At 45.5% G+C, this 24,831-nt stretch carries 24 protein-coding genes; 9 read left to right on the top strand and 15 right to left on the bottom strand.

Going from position 1 to position 24,831, the window contains the following annotated elements:
• Window positions 1-202 precede the first annotated feature (202 nt).
• Complete coding sequence (locus tag BN1002_RS08875; RefSeq protein WP_048824649.1) at window positions 203-448, top strand: hypothetical protein; 246 nt, start codon at window positions 203-205, stop codon at window positions 446-448.
• 401 nt (window positions 449-849) lie between these two features.
• Here BN1002_RS08875 and BN1002_RS08870 read toward each other — a convergent pair whose 3' ends face one another.
• Window positions 850-1,413, bottom strand: a complete 564-nt coding sequence (locus BN1002_RS08870; RefSeq protein ID WP_048824648.1) for a hypothetical protein — start codon at window positions 1,411-1,413, stop codon at window positions 850-852.
• Window positions 1,414-1,641: 228 nt separating this feature from the next.
• Between BN1002_RS08870 and BN1002_RS08865 the strand changes: the two genes are divergently transcribed.
• Both BN1002_RS08865 and BN1002_RS08860 read left to right on the top strand, forming a co-directional pair.
• Window positions 1,642-2,880, top strand: a complete 1,239-nt coding sequence (locus BN1002_RS08865) for an NAD(P)/FAD-dependent oxidoreductase (protein WP_048824647.1) — start codon at window positions 1,642-1,644, stop codon at window positions 2,878-2,880.
• A 316-nt stretch (window positions 2,881-3,196) separates the two neighbouring features.
• Window positions 3,197-4,426 carry an MFS transporter gene (locus tag BN1002_RS08860; RefSeq protein WP_048824646.1) on the top strand — a complete coding sequence of 410 codons (1,230 nt, stop codon included), beginning with the start codon at window positions 3,197-3,199 and terminating at the stop codon, window positions 4,424-4,426.
• An 84-nt stretch (window positions 4,427-4,510) separates the two neighbouring features.
• Here the strand turns inward: BN1002_RS08860 and BN1002_RS08855 are convergent, their stop codons facing one another.
• The 6 genes from BN1002_RS08855 to BN1002_RS08830 all read right to left on the bottom strand — a co-directional run bounded on the left by BN1002_RS08855 (window position 4,511) and on the right by BN1002_RS08830 (window position 9,238).
• Window positions 4,511-4,879: a VOC family protein gene (locus BN1002_RS08855; RefSeq protein WP_048824645.1), complete on the bottom strand. Its 369-nt coding sequence runs from the start codon at window positions 4,877-4,879 to the stop codon at window positions 4,511-4,513.
• A 153-nt stretch (window positions 4,880-5,032) separates the two neighbouring features.
• The gene (locus BN1002_RS08850; RefSeq protein ID WP_048824644.1) at window positions 5,033-5,668 is read right to left on the bottom strand and encodes an FMN-dependent NADH-azoreductase; all 636 of its coding nucleotides are present in this window, start codon (window positions 5,666-5,668) and stop codon (window positions 5,033-5,035) included.
• 104 nt (window positions 5,669-5,772) lie between these two features.
• A complete protein-coding gene (locus tag BN1002_RS08845) occupies window positions 5,773-6,753 on the bottom strand; it encodes an ABC transporter permease (RefSeq protein WP_048824643.1) in 981 nt (326 codons plus the stop codon).
• Window positions 6,746-7,657 (bottom strand): ABC transporter ATP-binding protein, encoded by a 912-nt coding sequence (locus tag BN1002_RS08840; RefSeq protein WP_048824642.1) that lies wholly within the window; start codon window positions 7,655-7,657, stop codon window positions 6,746-6,748. The genes BN1002_RS08845 and BN1002_RS08840 overlap by 8 nt, the downstream gene beginning before the upstream one ends.
• Window positions 7,657-8,457, bottom strand: coding sequence for an SGNH/GDSL hydrolase family protein (locus BN1002_RS08835; RefSeq protein ID WP_048824641.1), 801 nt, complete (start codon window positions 8,455-8,457; stop codon window positions 7,657-7,659). The genes BN1002_RS08840 and BN1002_RS08835 overlap by 1 nt, the downstream gene beginning before the upstream one ends.
• Before the next feature lie 145 nt (window positions 8,458-8,602).
• Window positions 8,603-9,238, bottom strand: coding sequence for a DedA family protein (locus BN1002_RS08830; RefSeq protein ID WP_048824640.1), 636 nt, complete (start codon window positions 9,236-9,238; stop codon window positions 8,603-8,605).
• Between the two features lie 281 nt (window positions 9,239-9,519).
• On the opposite strand from BN1002_RS08830, the gene BN1002_RS08825 reads away from it, so the two are divergent.
• Window positions 9,520-10,098: a LemA family protein gene (locus BN1002_RS08825; protein ID WP_048824638.1), complete on the top strand. Its 579-nt coding sequence runs from the start codon at window positions 9,520-9,522 to the stop codon at window positions 10,096-10,098.
• A complete protein-coding gene (locus tag BN1002_RS08820) occupies window positions 10,098-10,850 on the top strand; it encodes a TPM domain-containing protein (RefSeq protein ID WP_048824636.1) in 753 nt (250 codons plus the stop codon). The genes BN1002_RS08825 and BN1002_RS08820 overlap by 1 nt, the downstream gene beginning before the upstream one ends.
• A 102-nt stretch (window positions 10,851-10,952) precedes the next feature.
• Here the strand turns inward: BN1002_RS08820 and BN1002_RS08815 are convergent, their stop codons facing one another.
• The 5 genes from BN1002_RS08815 to BN1002_RS08795 all read right to left on the bottom strand — a co-directional run bounded on the left by BN1002_RS08815 (window position 10,953) and on the right by BN1002_RS08795 (window position 17,714).
• Window positions 10,953-11,312 carry a hypothetical protein gene (locus BN1002_RS08815; protein ID WP_048824634.1) on the bottom strand — a complete coding sequence of 120 codons (360 nt, stop codon included), beginning with the start codon at window positions 11,310-11,312 and terminating at the stop codon, window positions 10,953-10,955.
• Between the two features lie 161 nt (window positions 11,313-11,473).
• The gene (locus tag BN1002_RS08810) at window positions 11,474-12,457 is read right to left on the bottom strand and encodes a nuclease-related domain-containing protein (RefSeq protein WP_048824632.1); all 984 of its coding nucleotides are present in this window, start codon (window positions 12,455-12,457) and stop codon (window positions 11,474-11,476) included.
• A 572-nt stretch (window positions 12,458-13,029) separates the two neighbouring features.
• Window positions 13,030-16,206, bottom strand: a complete 3,177-nt coding sequence (locus BN1002_RS08805; RefSeq protein ID WP_048824631.1) for an MMPL/RND family transporter — start codon at window positions 16,204-16,206, stop codon at window positions 13,030-13,032.
• Window positions 16,207-16,210: 4 nt separating this feature from the next.
• Entirely contained in the window at window positions 16,211-16,672 is a 462-nt protein-coding gene (locus BN1002_RS08800; RefSeq protein WP_048824630.1) for a MarR family winged helix-turn-helix transcriptional regulator, read from the bottom strand.
• 343 nt (window positions 16,673-17,015) lie between these two features.
• Window positions 17,016-17,714, bottom strand: a complete 699-nt coding sequence (locus BN1002_RS08795) for a DUF1287 domain-containing protein (protein ID WP_231575003.1) — start codon at window positions 17,712-17,714, stop codon at window positions 17,016-17,018.
• Window positions 17,715-18,207: 493 nt separating this feature from the next.
• Between BN1002_RS08795 and BN1002_RS08790 the strand changes: the two genes are divergently transcribed.
• Window positions 18,208-19,281 carry an AI-2E family transporter gene (locus BN1002_RS08790; RefSeq protein WP_048824628.1) on the top strand — a complete coding sequence of 358 codons (1,074 nt, stop codon included), beginning with the start codon at window positions 18,208-18,210 and terminating at the stop codon, window positions 19,279-19,281.
• Window positions 19,282-19,323: 42 nt separating this feature from the next.
• Here BN1002_RS08790 and selB read toward each other — a convergent pair whose 3' ends face one another.
• Together selB and coaW are read right to left on the bottom strand one after the other, a co-directional pair.
• The gene (selB, locus tag BN1002_RS08785) at window positions 19,324-21,210 is read right to left on the bottom strand and encodes a selenocysteine-specific translation elongation factor (protein WP_082036360.1); all 1,887 of its coding nucleotides are present in this window, start codon (window positions 21,208-21,210) and stop codon (window positions 19,324-19,326) included.
• A gap of 80 nt (window positions 21,211-21,290) precedes the next feature.
• Window positions 21,291-22,100 carry a type II pantothenate kinase gene (gene coaW, locus BN1002_RS08780; RefSeq protein ID WP_048824626.1) on the bottom strand — a complete coding sequence of 270 codons (810 nt, stop codon included), beginning with the start codon at window positions 22,098-22,100 and terminating at the stop codon, window positions 21,291-21,293.
• A gap of 160 nt (window positions 22,101-22,260) precedes the next feature.
• On the opposite strand from coaW, the gene BN1002_RS08775 reads away from it, so the two are divergent.
• Window positions 22,261-22,998, top strand: a complete 738-nt coding sequence (locus BN1002_RS08775; protein ID WP_048824625.1) for a hypothetical protein — start codon at window positions 22,261-22,263, stop codon at window positions 22,996-22,998.
• Between the two features lie 143 nt (window positions 22,999-23,141).
• Window positions 23,142-23,657: a DUF3231 family protein gene (locus tag BN1002_RS08770; protein WP_048824624.1), complete on the top strand. Its 516-nt coding sequence runs from the start codon at window positions 23,142-23,144 to the stop codon at window positions 23,655-23,657.
• Window positions 23,658-23,710: 53 nt separating this feature from the next.
• Here BN1002_RS08770 and BN1002_RS08765 read toward each other — a convergent pair whose 3' ends face one another.
• On the bottom strand, window positions 23,711-24,022 hold the full coding sequence (locus tag BN1002_RS08765; RefSeq protein WP_048824623.1) for a hypothetical protein: 312 nt from the start codon (window positions 24,020-24,022) through the stop codon (window positions 23,711-23,713).
• A 280-nt stretch (window positions 24,023-24,302) separates the two neighbouring features.
• Here BN1002_RS08765 and BN1002_RS08760 point away from each other — a divergent pair, with 280 nt between their 5' ends.
• Entirely contained in the window at window positions 24,303-24,788 is a 486-nt protein-coding gene (locus tag BN1002_RS08760) for a GNAT family N-acetyltransferase (protein WP_048824622.1), read from the top strand.
• The last annotated feature ends 43 nt before the right edge of the window (window positions 24,789-24,831 follow it).

Here is a 24,831-nt window from a genome sequence, read left to right as displayed (position 1 = left end):
TTTTTGAGCGAATCTAATCGTATACGAACTGTTTTTTGGGGTTACAATCACTTTACTTTTATTAAGATTGAGCCACAGCACCCGGATCACAGTCGTACTCTGTTATGATGGGAGTGAAGACAAGTTCGGAGGCCATTGTTGATTTATTTCCAACCGGTTTGCCAAGGGTTTTTGGAGATCAAAGGAAAAGGGGTTGGGACAAATGGAAGTTGCACAAATTCGTCACATGGCCGAGGAACTGAAAGAAGTTCCCTATATTGGATCAGATGTCACTCATGTATTCACACTGGAAGACCGGAGGCTTCTTTCCCTGAGGTATTCAAGGGAATTGAAACTCTTTCAGGTTACGAAGCTCGAATGCCAGATTGTTTCTGACTATACGCAAGCCGACCAGGCGGCGGCCGCAATTAAATATGCGCTTGAAGCTTACTCAGAAAAACCTCTTTAAATATAGAAGCGTCCGGAAAAAAAACGAAAAACTACAAGTTTTTCGGTTTTTTCTTTTTTAAATGGGGAAAAGAGAACAAGATGGGAAACCGCTGTCATTAGCTATCATTCGAAAACTACCAGGTAAACTATTTAGGGACGTGCCTGGAATGGGGAGGAATTGCTATAAAACTGTCATTTTCAGTCAGAGCAGGAAGCCGCCATAGCGTGCAACGATATGCCTCAGTGATCGGCTACTCATCTTTTGAACAATCAAGATTTTGCAATAAAATTATTTTCGAACCGGCAAATGGCGGCTATGAAAGGCAGAATTATTCGTATAAACAAGTTGCCGGCATTCCATTTAAATACCCTCTTCAACAATTATAAAAAGCCGGTTCGCCTATTTAAAGGCAAACCGGCTTATTTTTCGATCCTTGCTTTTAATTTTTCATTATGCTGCCTGTGGAATTCCAGCAGTTCATTCAATAGGCTGCCTGCTTCCTTCGCATCATTATTCTCTACCGCTTCCTTAATCCTGAAGTAAATCGCATGCCCTCTCATTGCCTTCTCATTACCGCGTTTCATTTTTTCATATGCTTGTTCCACATATTCTTCCCTCGTCATTTTTCCTTCTGCCCATTGTTTTTTTAATTCTTTAATTTCCGCAAGCCTTTTAACCCGTTCTTTTTTCCAGGCCTCTCGCTTATCCTTCATCTCCGGACTAAGCCACTTTGCCTCCAGCCCTTTTCGTTCAACAAACATCGCTTTCCACTCCGCTGCCTGCTCGGGTGTAAATTTCTCAACCCATGTAAGGATTTCTGCTTCTTTGAGCTCCCGGTGGACCTCGTAATGGCCACAGCTTCCCTTTCCACACTTGGATGCATCGATCACATTTGGGCGGCTATTTTCAAAAGTACCGTTTGCCGCGGCAAACCCAGGAATGATCAGTAAAAAGAGCACGAGCCCAGTCATTAAACGGAACATAAAAATCCCTCCAATACATTTTTGGCAAAACATCTGCTTACTACTCTCCCCAGGAATTGTGTAAATATGTTAAAAAAGCAAAAAAGGTCTTGTCAAATTATTTAAAGTGGTTTAATCTATAACTATAAATAATGTGAAATAATTCACATATAGAAGAACGGTTTATTTTTTTAGATATGAATGTGAAAAAATTCACAGAATAGCAGATATTATGGGAGCGGATGAATAATGCGGAAACCAAATATTGTGATTCTCGGAGCAGGCTACGGCGGCCTCATAACCACTAAGAAAATAGAAAAAATTTTGCGGGGTGGAGAGGCGAATATTACCCTCATCAATAAACATGAATACCATTACATCACAACTCAATTACATAAAGTCGGAGTTGGCACAGCATGTGACAGGAAGATTGCATTATCCATTCCCTGCCTGATAGACAATCAAAAAACGTCTTTCATAGTAGGCGCAGTTACGAATGTAGATTCTGCCCAACAGGTGGTCCAGCTTGAATCAGGTGATGAAATTCCCTATGATTACCTCGTTATTTCATTGGGATTTGAAGTAGCTACTTTTGGAATACCAGGAATCAGGGAGCACGCATTTGAAATCAGAAGTTTCCGCAGTTCCAAGGCAATCCACCATCAAATCATCAAACAGTTGTCTCTCTACAAGGAAGATGGAGACCCTTCAAGACTTACATTCGCTGTTGCGGGCGGCGGCTTCACCGGAATTGAAATGCTCGGCGAGCTTGCTGAAGGACTTCCCCGGCTATGCAAGGAATACGAAGTACCTTTTGAAAAAGTGAAAATCGTTGGTATTGAAGCAGCTGATTCACTTATTCCTTTCTTAGGTGAAGAGCTGATTGCCTATACATCGAAAATCATGGAAAAGCATCAAATAGAGATTCTTACGTCCACAAAGATACTTTCTTGTACTGAGGAATCGATCCAGCTTGAAGGCGGAGTGAATTTGCCTTGCCGGACATTAATCTGGTCATGCGGAGTGAAGGCAAACTCCATTCTGGAGAAATTCGGGCTTCCGCTTGTCCGTGGCAAAGTGCCGGTTGAAAAAGACCTTAGAGTAAAAGGATTCGATAATATCTTTTGCATCGGCGATTGCGCCTTGTTCATGAAGGATGAAAAAACCGCCCTGCCTCCAACCGCGCAGGTTGCCATGCAGCAGGCGGATATATGCGGGCAAAATATCGTTTCTTTGATCAGGAGAACAGATTTAAAAACGTTTGAATACCATCACAAAGGTTCGGTCGCTTCTATCGGCGACAAAACCGCGGTCGGCAAGGTAGGCAGCTTCAGGATGTCCGGCTGGTTTGCGGCCATCATGAAAAGGGTTATTGAAAACCGCTATTTATTCGTTCTTGGCGGCCCTTCCCTTATTCTAAAACAGACGGTTTTTGTTAAACAGGAACCGATCAAAGTGGCAAGAAAGCAACAACAATCAACCAATTAACAATGGCCGGGATGTTCCCCCAACAAACCAGCCTGTTATATATCTAGAAATATTCGTTCCATCTAAGGCGGCCTTCCCCCATTCTCCTTCCGGGCCGCTTTGGATGTATCCCCCAACCCTTCCTTCCCGAAAGGAAGGGTTTTCCCTTTTGCCTAAAGCATGTTCAATAATTGATCATACTTTTTAAGCATATTTACATACGTTCTCAAAGCAGAACGCATGAAGATTTAACTGTTTTTTTCCGCTTGTATTGCTTTTCAAAAAGCGGCATTATACAATCCGTTTCGTGACTAAAAACGAATGGAGATCAACGAGATTGAAACATAATCAAACGGAAAGAATCAGCCTCTATCATGGCCTTGCTTCAACCTTCTCAACAACCGCTGTTAATGGATATATCCCCCTTTTCGCATTAAGCGTTTTAGGGGCAACGAATGAGCAGATGGGGATGATTACTTCACTTCCATCCATCGTCGGGATGCTCGCCCTTATTCCAGGTGCTGTTTGGCTAAATAAGGAAAAAAACAAAAAGAATTTCGCCGTCCTGACTACCTTTGCGACGAGGTTCATGTTTATGCTGATTTTATTCATCCCTTTCCTGAATTCAAGTATTGCCCCATGGGTTCTCGTCTTCCTTATCGCCGCCCTCAACTTTCCGGGAGCCTTGGCGGGTTTATCATGGCAGACACTGATTGCCGATCTTATCCCGGAAAAAAGAAGAGGCGCCTTTTTCAGTACGCGAAACCAGTGGATGACAGCGGCTGCGATGGCCCTTACCTTCCTGACAGGCTTTTATTTGCAGCAATTTGATAAAAGTAATGCTTTCCCTTTTCAGATCTTGCTAGGGGTAGGTTTTCTTTTTGCCATAGTCGAAGTTTACTATTTATACAAACATGAAGATGGCAGGAATATCAGGGTGAGTGGGCAAAAAAAGCCACAGAAACGAAGGTTTTCGCTAGACGTTTTGCGCCACAAGCCTTACCTGGCTTTTATCGTTTGCGCGGTTCTGTTTAATTTTGGCGCCCAGATGGCCTGGTCGTTGTTCAGCATCTATCATATCAGGGAAGCGAATGCGACTGCCCTTTGGTTCAGCTTTTTCTCTGTTACTAACCAGCTTGCGCAAATTATTAGCATGAAATGGTGGGCCAGAGCCGCAGATAAATACGGGAATACGATGGGATTGTTTGTCGCAGCTGCGGGGATGGCCACTGCGCCCATCCTGACGATCTTATCGACGAACTTATATTATTTGACAGCTCTGAACCTCTGGATTGGCCTGTTTGTGTCGGGAACGAATCTCCTTCTGTTCAACCAGCTATTAAAAGCCGCGCCTGAAACGAATAGGTCTATGTATATCGCAAATTATCAATTCGTCCTTTCAATCATCGGATTTATCGCTCCGCAATTCGGTGTTTATTTACTCAGCCAGCTCGGCATGTTTTCTGCTATGGCGATCACATCCGCAGTCAGGCTCGCTGCCGGCCTATCCTTCCTGCTCGTTGCTGTTAAATTTGAACGGAAACGTGAAGCAGTGGAGATTATCTAGAGACTCTAAAAAACCCGGGATGGTTCCTCGAGCCATTCCGGTTTTTTTATTTACGTGGTGCTTTTGGAATAAAACTTTTTGCCATTATTGCCATTGAAGGAATTCTAGCCGGTTTCCAAACGGATCAAATGCGTAAAACCTGGTGGCGCCAGGGAGGTTATCATCATCAATGACGTGAACGCCATTCTTTTTAAGCTGCTCCCTCAACGCCTCAAGACCTTTCACCTCAAAGGCAGGATGGGCTTTTTTAGCCGGAGAAAAAGGTTCTTCCACTCCAATATGCACTTGTACATCACCAGACCTGAACCAGGCGCCGCCCCGCGCTTTTAATACTGGCGGCTTTTCGATTTCCTCGAAACCTAAAAGACCACTGTAAAATTCACGTGCCTCTGTTTCCTTGCCTTTTGGTGCCGCAATCTGGACATGATCAATACGCTTTATTGCAAAAGACATAAAAAATACCCCTTTCGAATACTAATTTATCTCAAGTATAAGCGAAAAGGAGTCATAAGAAAATTCAATAAACATTATCAAAGTGCATTAGATTTAATTATAAAAGAGGACGATTCGAATGCCAATTAGGCACTGGAACCGTCCCCTGCTTCTTTAAAAACTTTTTGCCACGTCTTTTGCCCGGTCGATGGCGTCTTGTTTGATTTGCTGGGCTTTGTCGGGAAATTGGTTGTGACCTTCGACGAAGAGCCCTTGGAAGGACGGGACACCGAAGAATTGCATGATGGTGCCAATGTAGCGGTGGCCCATTTCCATGGCTGCCGCGGGTCCTTCTGAATAGATGCCTCCGCGGGCCTGGATATGGAGTGCTTTTTTGTCTGTCAAAAGCCCGATTGGCCCTTTTTCTGTGTACTTGAAAGTTTTGCCGGCGGTACAGACGGAATCGATATAGGCTTTCATGACCGGCGGGAAGGAAAAGTTCCATAAAGGTGTCACGAACACATATTTATCAGCAGCGACAAATTGGTCCGTCAAGTCACTAAGTCTTCTTACTTTCCGTTTTTCTTCCTCTGATAAATCATCAAAGGACGAGCCTGAACGGAGTTTACCCCAGCCACTAAAAACATCGGCATCGATTTCGGGAATATCTTCCTTATATAAATCCAGATAAATGACCTCATCTTCCGGATTTGCTTCCCGATATTCATCAATAAACGCCTTCCCTACCGCCATGCTGTAAGATACCGTGTCATCATGCGGATGCGCGGTAATATATAATACTTGTGCCATCATGTGCCCTGCCTTTCCAATACGTTCTGACTACTGTATTTTTCCTTAAAAGAGTCAGGATAACCGTGGAAAAAGCAGGAAGTGTCGATTTTTGCAAAAAAGCTCTAGTATACATCCTTTTTAATAAAAACATAAAAAGAAACAAATAATGCGGCCGCCCACCAAAGTAAAAGAACAGCGAGTGAAAAAGACAACGTCATCCCTTCAATTGGAGGCGCGGTGCCATTCATATAATCTGTCAGCCGAAGATTGACCATAAAGAAATACTTTGCGGACTCCCAGGACGAAACCATATTGCTTAAAATAGCGCCCGAGATCAACGCGGCAAGCATGATTCCCATGCCGGCGGCAGTGCTCCTGATTAAAACGGACAGCATAAATGACAAGGTGCCAACTACAATGGCAACAAACCAGACAAGCCCGAATTCCATCAGTAAATAATTCCACTGCGCGACAAGCTTCACCCCCGACGTATCCAATGTGCTTCCTGAAGCGGAAAACCCGGTCAAAACTGGTGCTCCCCAGCCTTTATAGCCAAACACAAGGCCTGAAATGACGTAGGACAGAAAGCCCATCATCGCGACAATGACGGATACAGCAAGACACAAGGTTAAATATTTGCTCATCAAAACCCGCCATCGCCTCACTGGCCTCGTTAAAAGCAGTTTAATCGATCCGAGGCTATGTTCTGACGATACAAGGTCGCTCGCAATGACCATGACCATTAATGGAAGGAAAAGATCAATCGAGTTTTCAATAAACATCCTCATGAATGTTGGCGCGCCCGGTTCGGACGGATTGATGTTATAGTCAAGATAATACTGCTGCTGCTGAAGGCTGATTTGCAGTTGCTTCTTCCACTCTTCGCTAATCCTGCTAGATGACAGCCTGTTTTGGGTATCAATGATTTGCTGCTGAAGGATGGTTTTCCAATCTGACGTGCCCATTCTCTCCCGTTGCGTTTCGATCTGACGGAGCTGGGCGTATGTAAACAAGGCTACCAGAACAGCGATGATGGCCGCGATGACGAGAAGACGTTTCTTGGCGAGAAGCTTCAGCATTTCATTGTGGACAAGCTTAATCAATCGTGTCACCCCCGGTCAGTTCAAGGAACAAATCTTCCAGTACAGGCAGTTTCCGGTTCATTTCCATGACCGATACGCCGGCTTCCACTAGTTTCCTGTTCCAATCGGCTGCTTTTTCCGGACTGTATTCGGTTAATATCGCGCCATCTTCTTTGGTTTCAATTCCCGTCATGCCGCCGAGGATTTTTTTGCCTAAATCCAGAGGTTCGAGTTTCCAAATCATTCTTTCGCGGTTTCCGAGCAAAACAGAAACCGTGTCCGTCTTAATGACCCTTCCTTTGGAAATAATCGCTACCCTGTCGCAAAGCAGCTGGATTTCACTCAGCAAGTGGCTTGATACAAGTACACTCAGCCCTTCCTTCTCGGCGAGGTAACGGATAAACTCCCTCATCTCCCTGATTCCCGCTGGGTCGAGGCCGTTTGTCGGCTCGTCCAAAATGAGGACACTTGGGTTTCCAAGCAGCGCCTGGGCTATTCCGAGCCTTTGCCTCATCCCAAGCGAATACGTCTTGACCCGGTCGTGGATTCGCTCGGTCAGCCCGACAAGTTGTGTCACTTCGCTGATTCGCTCATCCGAAACCCCATCGAGCATCCGCGCAAAATGGGCGAGGTTATCCCAGCCTGATAAGTAAGGGTACAGTTCGGGGTTTTCGACAATGCAGCCAAGGCTCGCCATCGCTTTTGAAAAGTCTTTTTTCAAATCATAACCGCATACCGAGACACTGCCCGAAGTAGGCTTGATCAGTCCGACCAGCATCCTGATCGTCGTAGTCTTTCCTGCTCCGTTCGGGCCGAGGAAACCGAAAACTTCTCCTTTATGTAATTCAAACGAAATGCCTTTGATAATTTCTTTTTTGCCAATCCTTTTTCGTAAGTCTTTCACAGACAATGTGATAGCAGACATCAATCTTTCCCCTTCCAGGCTACGAGCGAAGCGACTCGGTCGGCAATGAGCTTGTAGCCTTTAGTATTCGGGTGGAATTTATCTGTATATAGATAATCGTTCACATTCATTTCAAATAAATCGAATGTCGGAACGAAAATGACTTTTTTATAATTCGCGGCCAATTCGGCAGAGGCATAATTCCAATGCCTGATAATGGCCGAGATTTCCTTGCCTTCCGAAAATTCAATGAATGGGTTGTAGAGCCCGATGAAATAAATGGTCGCGTCTTTATTGGCTTCCCTTATTTCCGTTAAGGTGTTTTTCACATTAGCAAGATACGCTGTTTCGAGTTCTTCGGGCTTTTGTTTGTCAAAATCTGCCAACCCCTGCCCTCCGCGAAACAAATCGTTTCCGCCAATCGTAATGAGGACAATATCAGCCTGTCCGAGCTGGCGCTTGATTTCCTGCTTTTTCGCCTGTTCGGCAAGCTGCGCGGACCTTTGCCCGTTAATTCCAAGGTTCACTAGCCTAACATCTTCTTTGGAACGGTCTTTCAGGCTGTCGACAAGATAGCCAACATATCCCCTCCCGGCTGCGTCCCCGGTTCCTCTCGTCAATGAATCTCCCATGGCGACAATGTGCAATTCCTTTTCTGATTTGCCGGCTGTTTCTTTTTCCGGTACGCTTATCTCGGGCTCTGATGGTCTCCCGGCATAATAATCTCCGACTGCCCAAATAAGACCGACGAGCCATAATATGAGAAAACAAGCAGAAATAATCGTCCAACTTTTCACTGTCCGGTTCCGCACGATAACCATTCCTTTCCACTTCTACCTATTTCTTATTTAAGCATAGATGGCTCAGAAATAAAATTTTGCGAGCAATGAATTATCCCCATATGAACGCAAAAATGCATCCGCTGCTGCAGATGCATTGGCAATATCTTATTAAAGTGGATCAAGTCTATTGAAGCAGCTTCGAAAGCTTGCTTTTCAGCCACCAGGTAAATTCGGAAAATCGTGTTTTTTTGCTGGCAAAATAGTAAACGAGGAAGATGATCAGCAATATCGCACTTGCACTCAGCAAGAATGTTTTCACATGCTCCTGATAGAGCATCCAGCCCGGGCCGATCATTTTGCCGATAATGACGAACGGTGCCGCCCAAACGATGGATCCGATTGCTGTGCAGATAACATACACTCGCGGCGGGAACTTGGTTATGCCTGCGAAAAAACCAATCGCATGGCGCGCTCCGGGGATGAAAAATATAATAATCAGCAGTTTATTGCCGTATTTTTTAAACCAATTAGACATATTCTCCAATGTTTTCGGCTTTAGGTGAACATAGTGGCCGTATTTAAGGAAGAATCCATACCCGAGCTTCATCCCGATCCAATAGTTCACGAGCATACCGATGAACGTTCCAGCCGCTGCGGCAAGTATACAGGAAATCCAGTTTAAATCACCTTCAAATGATAAATAGCCGGAATAGCCCATGATTGCTTCCAGCGGTAAAGGAAGGATAATCATTCCAGTAGCCATTGCCAGGAAGAGGAACCAATAGCCATATTCATTCATAAACGCCATTACCTGCTGCATCGGGCGCTCCCCCTTTGTTTCACTCATGTTGTCGAATCTATGCGTCCCTTTTAACTATAGTATTAACGAGGCTGTATGGCAACAGCTAATTTTACTCCCGCTTGGCTGTCTTGTACCATCATATGCATCCGGCAAAAAAATAGCTCTTTTTTGAAACCTAAAAGCTGCTAATCCGTATTAACGGTAGGCATCTCGGACGGCCGTCCGGTTTGCCCAGGGTTTAAAACCCCAATTCACGAGGGAAGATACACGTATAATCGAACTAGTTAGGAGTGACACGAATGGGAAGAGGTTTTAAGGGAGCAGGACTAATCATAATTGCGATTATCGTTGTACTTGCCATTATGCTCGGGTCAAGCTACAACGGATTTGTAACTGCTGAAGAAAATGTTGACCAATCTTATGCACAAATTGAAAACCAGCTGCAGAGAAGGCTTGATTTAATCCCGAACCTGGTGAATACAGTCAAGGGTTATGCGGCTCATGAAAAAGAAACGATCACTGCGATTTCAGATGCACGAGCTCGGCTGGCAGGCGCAAAGTCGCCTCAAGAAGAAGCAACTGCGAACGCCGACCTTTCAAATGCATTGAGCCGTTTGTTAGTAGTAGTCGAGAACTATCCAAACCTTAAGGCCGATGCGCAATTCCGTCAGCTGATGGATGAATTGGCGGGAACAGAAAACCGGATTGCCGTTGCCCGCAAAGATTATAATGACGAAGTGGCAGTCTATAACAAAAAGGTCAAGAGGTTCCCGGGTGCACTTGTCGCCGCGGTAACAGGATTTGATAAGAAGGAATATTTCAAGGCCGATCCACGTTCCCAGGAAGCACCGAATGTTGACTTCGGGGGCAATGAGTAATGAAACTGCTTAAGGCCTCCTCCATTTTCGCGCTGATTGTCCTTTTTCTATTAGGTGGAAGCGCGGGGGCCTTCGCTGCTGATGACAAAATTCCTGCTCCACGGGGGGATATATATGTCCAGGATTTCGCGGACGTCTTATCCCCTGCTGAAGAACAGCAGCTTATTGGCTGGGGCAGGCAAATTGAAGACAGGGCGAATGGCGCCCAGGTGGCCGTCCTGACCGTCCCTTCCATGGGCGGCCGAGATATTGAAGGCTATGCGAACGAAGCATTCCGGAAGTATAAGCTTGGAAGTGCCCAGGAAGATAATGGCGTGCTGATTGTTCTCGCCATGGAGGAAAGGAAAGTAAGGATTGAAGTCGGCTATGGGCTTGAAGGAGTCCTTCCAGACGGAAAAGTCGGCCGAATCCTTGATACGTATGCTATCCCTGCCCTTAAGGCCGGCAATCCGAACCAGGCTGTCATGAAAACCTATCAGGCGGTTGGCAATGAGGCCATTGGCGAGGGTACTGTAGATGGAAGCAATCCATCCGGCGAAGCTGACTCCGCTCAATCTGGCGGACTGCCCGATTGGCTAGTCATGATGATTGTTGTAGGATTATTAATCATTGACTGGGTTTTTTTCCGCGGTACCTTCACGTTCCTGATCCTGTCCATGATTGGCCGTGGCGGCGGAGGCGGTGGAGGCGGCGGTCCCCGCGGAGGCGGAGGCGGTTCTTCCGGCGGTGGCGGAGCCAGCCGCGGCTGGTAACGTAATTGTTACTTTACAGAGAATATGTAAAATAATCATTCATACAAAAAGCTGTTCCCAAAATTGCGGAACAGCTTTTGTTTTGCTATTTTTTCAAAAGAATTACTTGAAGTCTTCATTATCGTAGTTCTGCTCTTTCAAAATACCCATGCTCTCAATATGCTTCCTCGCTTCGCCATCACCAAGCTTGTAAAGCATCGCATAAATCAGTTCAATGGATGTATCATAGTCAGCATTCTCATTTTCGGAAAAAGTGTGATATTGCTGCCAAGGCACATGTGCCCGCAAATAGCCTCGCTTATCCGCATCGTAATTTTGCTCGAATAGCTCCCGTAAATCCTGGACTTCATCCTCATTCGCGATAATCGTAAATGTCGTTTCCGGTGTCGTCTCCATCGTAATCTCGCCGGTTTTAATATCAACAAAGTACATGTTTTTTTCCTCTGGATTCCGCTCCTGCATAATCTCATCTCCTGTTCCATGAATCTATACAGACCTTTTACCACGAAACGGCAAAGTTAATCTTATTAAGGAATGGTGGGGTTGGAATTATACTTCATCGAATCCGAAAGTTCAGTATCATCATTTTTTTAATTACAACTCGGCAGCAACTATAAATGTTATTAGCGGTTTTCAAAATTGTAATCTCCCGGCAGGCTGTATGTCCGGCCTTTATTTGTCCCTTTTATTAGGAGGTTCATTTTTTGCAAAATCAAATACGTTTGAGAAGATGTTGCGCTTTTAAGGAAGGATCTAATTTCTTGGTTAGTTAATGTGTGGGAACGGAGCAAGAAGCAGTCGTTTACTGCCTGAATAAGAGGATGATCAGAGTATGATTGGCAAAATGGACATCGGCTTTTACCATAATAAATTTTCATCGAAAAGGTGTTGCACTTGGGACAAAGGATTCCAGGAATGATTTCTTCGGGGCTGATGGAAAAGGTTTTCAGAATGTCGGGCCAAAGCGGGGTATGCTGCTTCAGAAGCGTTTTCTTAAGCTTTTTTAAGACTTTTTCACAGATAACTTCTTTTTTGTATTTCTTTTCAATCTCAGGGATTTTTTCTAATAGCCTAATCGAATGGATGACATTTTGAAAAACCTCATAATAACCAGTGTCAGCCTTAAGTCGGGATGAGGTATTGCTCATGATAACAAGGAACTCTATTGGAAGATCGGGGAATTTATTTCTTCTGAACCACTCTTGGAGGTGCATTTTTTGAAGCAATGCCTGCGAGACTGGATTTTGGTAGCTATACGTCTTCCCGTCCCTTTCCTGAATTACTTGGCAGAAATTCTTGTCAAAATGAATGTCCCCTCCCCAATTCTTGATTTCAAGAATAAGTGCAAAGAATGGTGTTATGAGGAGCGTATCAATTTGAAAATAAAATTCCTTGTCTGGTAGGCGGATCCCCTTGAAAATTAAAAATTTTTCTTCATCGAGGAAGTTTAGGAAGTAATCTACCGATTTTTCACCATTATACCCCGCTTTATAGGTCCGATATGATTCCTCGATCTCCTTTCTCTTCGGATGGTTATGCTTTAACCTCCTGAGAAGCGCTTCAATCATGGGAATTATGTGCGGAATGGCTCTCTCTAGGACAACCAAGTCATTTGACCCCTTTCTACGTGTGGATTTTGCTGTCAACACGTGAAGATTTGGCACAAAAAGGATAATTATTGAGTGGAAGTGAGGGTGTTGGAGGCTGACCAAAAATATATCGCTAACTTTTTCATTATATCGCTAAATTTTTGGATATATCGCAAACTTCCGACCATATATCGCAAACCTTTCAATTATATCGGAAGCTGTCAAAATTCCGTCACATTTAAGACCGTAAACAGCGCCTTATTATCCCCCTAAGCGAACGAAAAGCCTGTTATCAAAAGCTGTGTCCCCCATCGGGTGCCTGCTGGTCCAACCTAGCAGCTCTTTGGCAACCTGCCTTTAACTGCTATTTGAACGAAAGGCCGGCTTTAAAAAACCCATCTCTTTGCAAAGTTTGCACGTCATTGAATTGATGGCACTTCGGCATCATGCCCTCCCCGCCTGATGAACGAAAAGCCGGTTAATGAAACCCGCCTTCCAACAAAGATGCTGCTTATTCCAACGTCCAAGGTGCAGACAAATTTAAACCGCCGCACCCATGAACCTGGATGCGGCGGTTATTTTGCCGAAGATTAACTTCCGAATGTTTCTCCTCTTTCAACTATAACGGAATCGCTTTTCCGCTTGAACGGCCACCAGTTTGCCTGGCCGAAGGTTTTCACCATGACCGGAACAAACAGTGGAAGGATGAATAGCGAGTAAAGCACGAGGCCAATCATCAGAATGGTCGCGATTTGCAGCAGTGATAGTACGCCAGATGGCATCATTGCCGCGAAAGTACCGCCAAGGATGACGGCCGCCGACATGATGACAGTTCCCATCTTCTTCATCGCTTCGAGAATCGCATCCTCGACACGCATCGACCTGAACTCATGGAACCGGTCCATCAGGAAGATGCTGTAGTCGATGCCAAGTGCAACAAGGATGACGAACCCGAAGAACGGAACAGCCCAGCTTATGCCGGTGTATCCTAGAATATTGACAAAAATTGATTCGGAAATCGCCATGGATGTGTAATATGTCAGCACGAGCGAACCAATCAGATAAATCGGCATGATCACTGAACGGAACAACAGTAACAGAATCAGGAAAATACCTGACAGCATGAAGATGACTGTTCTTGAATAATCCTGCCCGGAAATGGTGTCAAGGTCGCTGTGCATGCTGGATACACCGCCGACAGCAACATCAGCATTCTCAAGGCCGGTATCCTTCACAACCCGTTTAACGGTATCCTTGATTGGCTGGATCGAGTCGATTGCTTCATTGGAATATGGATTCACCTTGAAGACTACATCCATTGTCATTACTTTGCGGTCAGGTGACATATAAGCGTCCAGCGCGCTGTCGAATTCCCCGCTGGCCAAAACTTCTTCCGGAATATAGAAGCCGGTCCGTTCCTCTTTTGAAACATCGCCCAAATAACTCTGTGCCTGCTCAAGTCCTTTGGCAACTTCGTTCAAACCGTTAGCGCTTTTGCCAAGGCCGTCGGTCAGCTCGCCCATTTGGCCGCCGAGCTGCTGGAAGCCTGACAACAACTGCTGCTGGCCGCTGCTGATACCGGATAGCCCGCTTGAGAACTTCGGCATGTTCGCTGTAATTTGCCCCTGGCCGTCCGCAAGCTGGTTAAGCCCCGCTTGCTGTGTGGAAAGTCCAGCAATTAGCTGTTCCATACCGGCGACCAACTTTTCCTGTCCGGCAATCAATTCGGACAGCCCGTTATTGGCCGTGCCTACCCCACTTTGGACTTTCGCAAGACCGCCATTCAATTTTGCCAGCGAAACCTGAAGTCCCTGATTTGGTTCGGTAATCATTCCGAGGGAGTAAAGGACATTTTCTTTTATCGTCCGGTAATTCGGATCCATAAGCGCGCCTGCAGCAGCTGGGTTCTTCTCCAGTTCCTCCATTGCGCCGGCTGCGGCATTCAATCTGCCCTTCAACTGGTCAAGGCCGCCGGCAACTCCCTTATAGCCCTGCTGCAATTCGCCAAGACCCGCAGCCGCGTCTTTATAGCCTGCTAACAGCTTCTTCTGATTGGCCAAAATCAGTTCTGAATTCTTCTTCACATCCGCAAGTCCAGAGCGGATTTGTCCAGAGCCGGCTGAGCCTTGGCGGATGCCGTCTTCAATTTTTTTCAGGTTTGTCTGCACGGTGCCGATTCCCGACTTCAGTTCATTTGTCCCTGAAATCAGCTTCGAAATGCCGTCGGTTGTTTGTTTTAGCTTCGGACCGGAAGAAGCGAGCTGCTTTTCGGCTTCCGATAATCCGCCGCTGATCTGTTTAATGCCATCGTTACCTTTTCCAATTCCATCCCCAAGCGTTTTAGCCTGGCTGGAAACATACAAATCATTGATTGGTTCCCCTGTCGGCCTTGTAACCGACCGGACGGTCTTCACGTTTTTAACCTTCGCGAGCTCCTCGCTCATCTTATCTGTAACAGCAAGATATTCCGCTTTATCCATCGGCTCATCGTTCTTAATGACGATTTGCGCCGGCATTGATTCGCCTGGGCCAAAGCCGTCAGCAATCAAGTCGAACGCCTTAATGGAATGGAAGCTGTCACCAATTTCCTCCAAAGAGTTAAATGAAAGTTTGCCATCGTAAGTAAACAAGAATGGCAACGAGATGCCGAGAACGATGATCAGTGCGATAAGCGGGCGGGCGAGCGCGAATTTTCCGGCTACCGCCCAAATTCGACTGTCTTTATGCTCGAGCGTCCCTTTTGCCGGCCAGAACAGCTTCTTGCCGAACATGGCCATGAAAAACGGAACAACCGTAACGAGCGCAAGCATCAGGACTCCGACTCCGACAGCCACAGCCGCCGCGGATTGGTAAAGGACGAATTCGGAAAAACCGATCGACGCGAACCCGACCATGACGGCCAGCGCGCTGAAAAATACTGTTTTACCGGCGGTCCTGTAGGTTGTGACTACCGCATCCGCCGCATTGTCATGCCTTTGAAGTTCTTCTTTAAAGCGGCTCATCAAGAGAATGCAATAGTCCGTTCCGATTCCGAATAGGACAGCCACAAGGAAGATTTGGGTAAACGTCGAGAGCGGGAAGTCAGCCTTGTCGACAAGGATCGCGACAATAGACTGCGACGCCAAATAGCTTACCCCGACTGCGATCAACGGGATGACAGGCGCCATCGCTGACCGGAACACAATTAGCAGGACGGCGAGGATGAAGACAACTGTAATCGATTCCGTTTTCTTCAGCCCTTCCTGTGAGTTGGTGACAAGGTCATCACCAATCATCCAGCTGGAGGTGTAATAATGGTCGAGCTTTACGCCCTCAAGTGCTTTGTATAAAGCTTTTGTGACGTCGCCCGCCTCCCTGTCCCTTATATCAACTTTGACTGAAACAAGAATTGTTTTTCCGTCCTTCGAGACGAGCTGGTCTTTCAGCGATTTTTCTTTGAAGTGGGACATGATTTCGGTGATGCCCAGCTTCTCTTTTTCAGCTTCCAGTTTATTCACGGCTTTTTCAGCTTCTGAAAAATCACTGTCAGTCAGTTTTTTGTCACTATGGAAAACGAGGGCCACCTGCGTTTCATGCCCGGTTCCCGCGTCTTTCTGGCTGTCACTCAGAATTTTCCCTGCCAGCGTGGAAGAATATCCATCAGGTACAGTAATTTGTCCCTTCTCCCGCACGAGGGCTTCCATATTCGGTGAAATCATCACTAGCAAAGCGAGAACGGCTGCCCACGCGGCAATGACGAGCCATTTATATTTCAAAATATGTTTCATCTGTTTATTCCCCCAGTTGTTTACATGAAAGCTTTGTCAAAACCCCGGACAATTTTTCATACGTATCAATGAATGCCGTGATTTCATCTGGTTCAAATTTCGTTATGATTGATTCCACCAGTGCATAAATCCGCTGTTCCGCATTTTCAAAAAGGTCAATACCCTCTTCGGTCAGTGTTAAATAGACAACACGGCGGTCCTCTTCATTCCTCGTCCGCTTGACGAGTCCCTTTTCTGTAAGCCTCGTCACAATGGCCGTGATGGCGCTTTTATTCACTTCGAAAACGTCTGCCAGCTCCGTTGAGGTGCATTCCCCTTTTTGCCGGATGTAGCGAAGCATATAATGCTGGTCATTCGTCAGGTCACTGCCGATTTGTTCTTTGATCATTGTTTCGGCTTTCTTATTAACCGTGAATGAAACCGCGATATATCGGTCGATCAGATGCTGGATGGTTTGCTGTTCCAATGGGATTCACACGCTCCTTCCCCAAAGTAGTTAAACAGTTTAACTATTCACGTGTATAACTATATTCACTGGAGGTTTAAAAGTCAATCCTTGAATTTGTGAATTTTTTGCAAAAAAACACCACGAAATGGACTAACTGTTCTGCGAAATTGGATAGGCAGTTCCTTGACAAAAAATGTCCTAAGTATTGACTTGTGTATTAATAGTTAAATCAGCATACAAAAAACCCAGAGCAGATTAATAGCCCTGAGTGTATAGTTGTGTATGAGAATCCATAAAGAAGTAAGGAATTTTAACTTTATCTCAATCCTAAATTTAGTAGTTTATAGATTCCTTTTTAAAATCAGTAATTCCATCTATAATGGCCCGCAATTGGATGTTGATAGGAAGTTAGTTTAATTTCGGATGCAAAGGGAGGAATGTTATGAATTAAATAAGGGATTCCATCTTTTGTCCGTTTGTTTGAAATGATGCCTGCGTGATCCGTACCATCCAAATAAATCACAATATCCCCTGGCTGCCACTCCGCTAAATTGTCGGGGTCGTTAGGAATTAATTCGGTCGTCAGGGATTCAGCAAAACGCTGAAAAAAAACATACTGATTCGGAACCCGTCTGAAATCAATATGAGGATCAGGATTTCCCTCTACACGTGGATATAAAGAGGTATTCTCCTTAATATCCTGGTCCATCAAATCTTTTAAATTTATACCAGCTCCGGCCAATCCTCTCCAAATAACATCGGTGCATACCCCTTCGCTGTCTGGCGGATATCCTCCTTCATAATAAGCACTCTTGTATGGTGTTCGATTCTCCACTTCTTTCCTTGCGGCATTTACAACGTCTAGTGGATCCGCGACATTATTCTGATTTTTATCCACCCTTATATATTTTTCCTCCACTATTACTTTCTTAGTAAAGAGACTATCAAGGTGGACACCTGCCATATCTAGAATCAAACCGTCCCTAAATAATATCGAAAACAAAGGGACCCCAACTACCAATACGACACAAATGATCAATAATATTTTTTTCAATTTCACACTTCCCCACCCCCATGCACTTAAAACCATTTTCTTTTTTTGAAAGAAAAACCTCAACTCGCTAATGATTCTTACCTATGTATGATAGAACCTCTCTTCTACAACATCCGATAGTTTAATAACCTCTTCTTAACTTTAACATATTTATCCAAAAGCTTGTTTGTCTTTTCTACATTTCCACTCGCTTAGTAAGGAACATACTAATACACACTTACTTTTACCTCTATCAGGGTGAGAATCGCTTAAATTAAAACATTAAACAAAGATGCCTCTTTAACTTCCTCATAAAGATACTTCGGCAGGCACACCACTTTTTGCAAAACTAACCCCCCCAGCCCAAACGGTCCTTTTCTGATTGGAATGAAAATCTATTTATAGTCAGGTTTTTCCCCCATATTATTGTTAGGTTCTCGGGGTTTGTATCCCGATTTGTTTACATAAGCGGTTATTGAGGGAAAAAGGCTTATATATAGAGAGAAGATGGAGGATTTATATGTGGATTGAAAAACCTTTTTTCAGATATGCGACTGCCGCAATTTTGCTATTATTGATTATTTTTCTTCTAGGGAAGATTGATTACTTTTTATGGCCCTTTCAGAAACTGATCGCAAGTGTCTTTTTCCCTTTATTGATTTCTGGTTTCCTTTACTATATTCTCAGGCCGCCAGTGCGATTTTTCACAAGATATATGCCCCGGACGCCGAGCATCTTGCTGGTGTTTGCCCTGTTGTTTGGAATGGGCTACGGCTTTTTCCATTTTGCAGGCCCTTCAATCGGGAAACAGATTAAGGAAATCTCCACACACCTTCCCGCAAAAGTCTCTGAATTTACCAATCAATCGAAAGAAATGGTCAAAAACAATGAGAAGGCGAAGCAATCAGTGGATAATGTCCAGAACAAGCTTAGAAGTTTTACGGGTGAACTTTTTAAGGCCGCCGAAAAAAATATCGGCACGGTCATAACGGCATTAGCTAGTACAGTGACCGTCCTCGCCGTCGTGCCATTCATCGTTTTTTACCTCTTAAAGGACGGGGAAAAGCTTCAGCCCACTCTGTTAAGGCATTTACCGAATGACCGGATGGAGGAAGGCAGAAAGATTCTAAGGGACATTGACAAAACGCTTTCATCCTATATCGTAGGCCAATTCATTATTGCGGTTGCGGATGGTATCCTGCTATATGCCGGTTATTTGATGATTGGACTGGATAACGCGCTTCTTCTCGCCCTTTTTGCCATGAGTGTCGCAGTCGTTCCCTTTCTCGGCCCGATTCTCGGTATTTTACCAGCCGTCATGATTGCGTTAATGGACAGCCCGATGCTCGTCATCAAAGTACTGCTCGTCATGTTCGTTGTCCAGCAGCTTGAAGGAAACCTTGTCACACCAAGGGTGATGGGAAGCAAACTGAATTTGCATCCGCTCACGGTCATCTTTGTCCTCCTGATTGCCGGTTCGGTTTACGGCTTTATCGGGATCCTGATTGCGATTCCGCTCTTTTCCGTTTTGAAGGTCACCTTCAAAAACATCAGGAAGTTTTATAATTTAAATAAAATTAAGAAAGCCATATGAGCAGAAAAGCGCGCCGGTTCTTATATGCCGGCGCGCTTCTTCTTATTTACCCTGCCAAACCCGTTTATTTTCAACCCGCTTCGTCAATCCTTTGGCATCGAGCCTTTCAAGGAAAGGAATCATATATTTCCGCGACAGCCCGAGGATCTCCTTCGCATCACCGACTTCAAAATCCGGGCCGGTTTTATCACGAAGTGTCTCAACCGCTTCCGCAAAAACATCTCCATGATAAAAGTATTGCCCGTCCAAAGGGACAACCTGGCCAGTTTCCTCCAAAAACCTCTGCAAGTCGCCGCTAAGAGCATCCGGAATGCCGGCTTCGGAAAAATAGTCGGCGAGATAGCGCACTTGGCGTCCGTCCCGCTTTAATTGCTCGACAAGGTTTTCCGAGCGCTTCTGCCAATTTTTCGGCACATGGGGCGTGAACTCGGAAAGCGAGACGTACTGCCCCTTCCTTCCAAAAGTCCCCTGGCTAATCGATTGCTCCACTGTGAAGTCCAAGAGATTTTTCGGAAATGACCTCGCCAGCGACTGGAGGAGTTCAGCTTTGTTCAGCCCCTGTTTCATCGGGTACTCGTTGTGGTAGTCCCGCAGCCTGTCATAGACATCTTCCTCAATCGCATGGATAATCGACCGCAATGTGTATTCCTTGCCGTTATATAAAATGAATTCTTCGTCCTCCAATTCTGACGTCAGCGTTTCATCATCGAGAGATGTTCTCTTCACTAGGTCATTGAAACCAAGGCTCTTCGCTTCAGCCAGAGCAGCGGTGATTCGCTCCTTCGGCTTGCCGGCTTTCTTCTTTTCAAGCTCTTCAATCGTTTCGTTGCCGAATCTGTACTTATTGCCGCGCGGATCAATGACCCAGCCGCCGCCGATCGTTTCCTGCGGGCTCGGCCTGCGGAGAATGAACCGGTCGCCACGCTTTGTCAGCACTTCTTCATCGAGCCTGAGCTGACATAAAATCTCGCCAGCTTCTTCTTTCAATTCATTTCTGTCAAAAAAAACAATCCGTCCCATCACTTCAGCGGTTCCAATATGAAGCTTGACCGGCATCCGCTGTTTCACCATATAATCGAGGTCTTCCACGACGCGAATGGCGACATCCAATGTATTCGAAACAATAAAATGCTCCGAAGAGACAAGGACGTCCCCCCGTTCTATCTCTTCTTTTGCCACCCCGGAAATGTTAATGGCTGCGCGCTGACCCGCGTAAGCTTTTTGAGCGTTCTTGTGATGGACCTGAAGCTGGCGGGCACGGACTTCAAGGCCTTTCGGCATGATTTTCAACGATTGCCCTTCTTCAACCTGCCCTTCATAAACAGTGCCACGCACAACCGTTCCCTGCCCTTTGACAGTGAATACCTGATCGATCGGCAGCCGGAATGCTCCACGGGCATCACGCATTTCCTGTTCTTTTAACGTGGAGACAATCAAATCCTTCAGCTCTTCAATCCCTTTTTTGGAAAGGCTGTCAACCAGCATGAAGGGCGCCTCTTCAAAAACAGTTCCCGTCAGCTCTTCAAGAATATCATCCTTGACTAACTCGATGAACTCCTCCTCGACCCTGTCCATTTTTGTAATGGCGACGATTCCGTTTTTAATCCCGAGAAAGCCGAGGATTTCAAGATGCTCGCGCGTTTGGGGCATGACGCCCTCATCTGCCGCGACAACAAGGACAACAAGGTCAATGCCCGCGACCCCGGCAATCATCTGCCTGATAAACCGTTCATGGCCTGGGACATCTATGACCGAAATCTGGATTTCATTATCTTCATAAAGCGGGGCGAAGCCCAGCTCAATTGAAATTTGGCGTTCTTTTTCTTCTTTCAATCGGTCTGTGTCTACATTCGTCAATGCTTTCGTTAAGGACGTTTTACCATGGTCTATATGGCCCGCCATCCCGATTGTGAAAAATCTCTTTTCCAATTCTGCCACCTTCTTCAACCATTCTCCCTACTATTCTGACGCAAACGCCCGCTTTCTTCAAGGGACACTTTTTCCACAACCTATAATGAGCCATCTTTTTGCAAAAGGGCGCCAAGTGCGCCGCAATATTCCCCGTTTTCAAGAATTATTGGCTTTAATCCGAACATGGATGTGTAGGCGGACAGTGCCTCTTTAAACGGTTTATTTCCTGTCAGCGTGCTGCCGGCAAATACAACTGTCTCGACCTTTTCGGCAAGGGCTGCCTGCGAACTTAAGAGCACTAATGTTTCTGCAAGCATATTCACAAGAGCGGCCATATGGTCATCTCTACCACCCAATGGAAGCTTTCCAAAGTTGGCGGCAGTCATCTCCGCGGCTAGCGGCTCCCCGCCATCCCCGTAAATATCTTTCACGAGGAGGTCCGTTTTCCGCCTGTCGCCTTTAGAGACGAGGTTGACCATTTCCTCGAAGTCTGATGTATTAGCGAGCAGCTGGCCCAGGCCCATAAAAGTCCCGCCGCCAAGTCCGCTGCCCCCTACCCTTTTGCCTTTCCCCTTTCCAGCGAGGAGGATGGATGTCCCGGTTCCGATATTCACAAGGAGGTATGATCCAACCGCGGAGTCTGCTTGTTTTGAAAAAAGGATTGTTGCACCGGTGCAAATGGAGCTGAATTCATCTTTCAGTTCAGCATCCGGGAAAAACTTCTCCTTCACCCATCTGGCTTTGCCGCCGGTCAAGTAAACCTCTGCTTGGGGGGCAAGCATTTTCAGCCACTGGAGAAGAGATTCAGCTTGTCCATACTCAGACTTCCGATATTTTATTGTTCCATTTTCGCTATAGGCAAGTTTCAGCAGTGTCCCCCCCGCGTCTATTCCAACTCCTGTAACCATTCCATCTCCTCGTTTCTTGTTAATCTGTCAGTTATCCCCATTATATAGGATATTGGCCCATACCACTTATTTCACGATTCTTCCACAAAAGCATCGGTGTGGGCCGGTTTATTTATGCTATTGTGAAGGTGAACACAATTCTAATAAAAGGAAGAAATTCATGAGAAACTTCATCTTCGCTTCATTAACCTTCATATTATTGCTTGCGGGCTGCCAGGGGGCCGATTATGAAAAGAGCCTTCCAAAGGCGAAATTTACGCTCGGCAGCAAAGGAATCGAGACGGTAACAGGATCTTATACATGGTCTAAAAAAGGAAAAGCCGATGAAAAGGACAAAGGCAGGCCTGATGCGCTCGCCAAGAATCTTAAAGCCGTGCCAGCAGCTGTTGGTGATACAATTCACCTGAATTTTTCTGTTGAAGCCACTTCCCTGGAAGCGGCTGTTGTGGATGCAAACGATAAAAGTCCATCCCTGGAGAAACTCTCTGAAGGAACCTTTAAAGTCCCTGATCTGTCTGAGGGTGAGCATGATATTCTCGTTAAGGCCAACTTCTTTCACGGGCATGCCGATTATGTTTTCAAAATTAATGTAGAAAAAATTGAAGAAGTGGCAACGGACTTTATCTATCCACAGCTTTTGCCTGAAGAAAGGCATACTTACTCGATGCTGGCAATCGGACCGCAGAATGAAAAGGAACCGCTTGAGACAAATAAACAAATCATCGAATCTGTCAACGAAATCCTTAGCCTGGAAACCGCGAAACAGGCGAAAATCATTTATCCAGAGCTCGCCTTGAAGACCGACCCATGCTTTATTCTTTTTGACCAAAAAGGCCCTGTGTTCCAATCTGGGAGCCTTGATGAAGTAATTGCCTTTGTTAAAACAAATAAGCCTTAAGATTTTAACCATCACGCAGATAACCGCTGGCAGCGTTCCCAGCGGTTTTTTCATTTTCGAGCCCGAACGGGTGAATAATATATTCCTTTGAAGGAAGCCTATTCCTGTAGGAACAATACATTTACAAAGGATGTGTTATTGGAATGGGAATCTTAAGCGGCAATCCGCAAAATGAACCTCTTCACTATGGCGAAGTATATTCTCTTTGGTCGTATGTTTTGGGAAGCAAGGCGATGAAAGCAGCTTATCAGACATTTCTGAACCATATCGGGGACAAGGATTTAAAACACCTTATTGAGGAAAGTATTCAAACATGCCAGACCGAAGAAAAACGGGTCGAGGAAATTTTGAAAGAAAATGGCGTCGGCCTTCCTCCATCTCCTCCTGAACGGCCATTAGCCGACCTTGAAAGTATTCCTCCTGGAGCGAGATTTATGGATAACGAAATTTCGTATGCCGCTTCAGCCAACATTGCGGCCGGCCTGGTGATGTGCAGTGGCGTAATGGGAAACTGCATCAGAGAAGATATTGCCATGATGTTTGGGGAATTCCATCTTAACAAGGCACAAATGGGCGCCCGCTTCCTCCGCCTCAATAAGGAAAAAGGATGGTTGGTACCGCCACCGCTTCATATGATGAAGCCTGGGGAAGAAGATTAACCGACTGAACAGGAAAAGGATGGCCGAGGCCATCCTTTTTAGCTTTCAAAAATTCATCCCGTCATATTTTGCTTAAATGCAGGTTCGCAATCAAGGCAAACCTCCAGGTCCTCGATGATATGAATATCTTCAGAGCTGTAGCACACTCCGCACTGGCTGCATTCGACCATTTCCTCTGTGAGTGGGACAAGCTGTTCTGAAGTTGCGTCATTTATTTCAATTTGCTCAACCCAGATTCCGGTTGAATACGGAAGTTTATTGGCCAGATAGTCACTGGCGGATTCCTCCGTTTCCCAGACCCCGAGATCATATAGAAATTCGTTGCCTTTTCCTGTGTTTGTCATTAATCCATATACTATTTTCATATGGAAGTCTCCTCTCATAATGTGAAGCAGAATGTGACTCATGTGTGTTTGGTGTTTGGTTTACCCCAACTAATGGGCCAGTAAGCCTCCACAGGAGGCATTGTTCCTAAAGGTCCGATTGGTTCATCTACCCATCTGTTAAGGAAAGCATCCAACTGATGGAAGATTCATTTAATACTTAGCCACATTTTTTTACTTTCAAACCATGCCCCTTTTTTAAAGGAATGCCAGACTTGTCTGTCGAATGGTATATTCATAGAAATGACTAGGGGGAGTACAGATGCTTTCGCTTACAAAAGTAGGACAAAACGAGGAGGCTATTCTTCATAACTTAATGCAGTTTTACATATATGATTTCTCCGTTTTCAAACCTGAAATCCAGCTGGAATCGAACGGCACGTATAAGCGGTTTGACCTTAGCGAATACTGGGCCGATGAACATCACCATGCGTTCTTTATCCATTATGGGGAGGAGCGGATTGGGTTCGCCCTTGTCGCCACCGGTTCAGGCGCGTCTCCACATTCGATTGAGGAATTCCATATTATCAGGAAATATACAGGCAGGGGCTTTGGCAGGGAGGCTGCAATTAGGCTCTTCGCCATGTTCCCTGGCAGCTGGCAGATAACGCAAATCAAGTCAAATGAGCCGGCAAAAGCTTTCTGGAGGAAAGTAATTAAAGAATTTACAAGTGGCAACTACACAGAGCACACTGATTCCCACGGCCGGACCATTCAGGAATTCACTTCAGTTCATGTTTCTGCCTAAGCAAAAACCTCACCGAAACCGGTGAGGTTTTATCGTTTTTGCA

This window comes from Bacillus sp. B-jedd (assembly GCF_000821085.1).
Classification (GTDB): domain Bacteria; phylum Bacillota; class Bacilli; order Bacillales; family Cytobacillaceae; genus Bacillus_D.
This window is presented reverse-complemented; position numbering and strand designations above follow the sequence as displayed.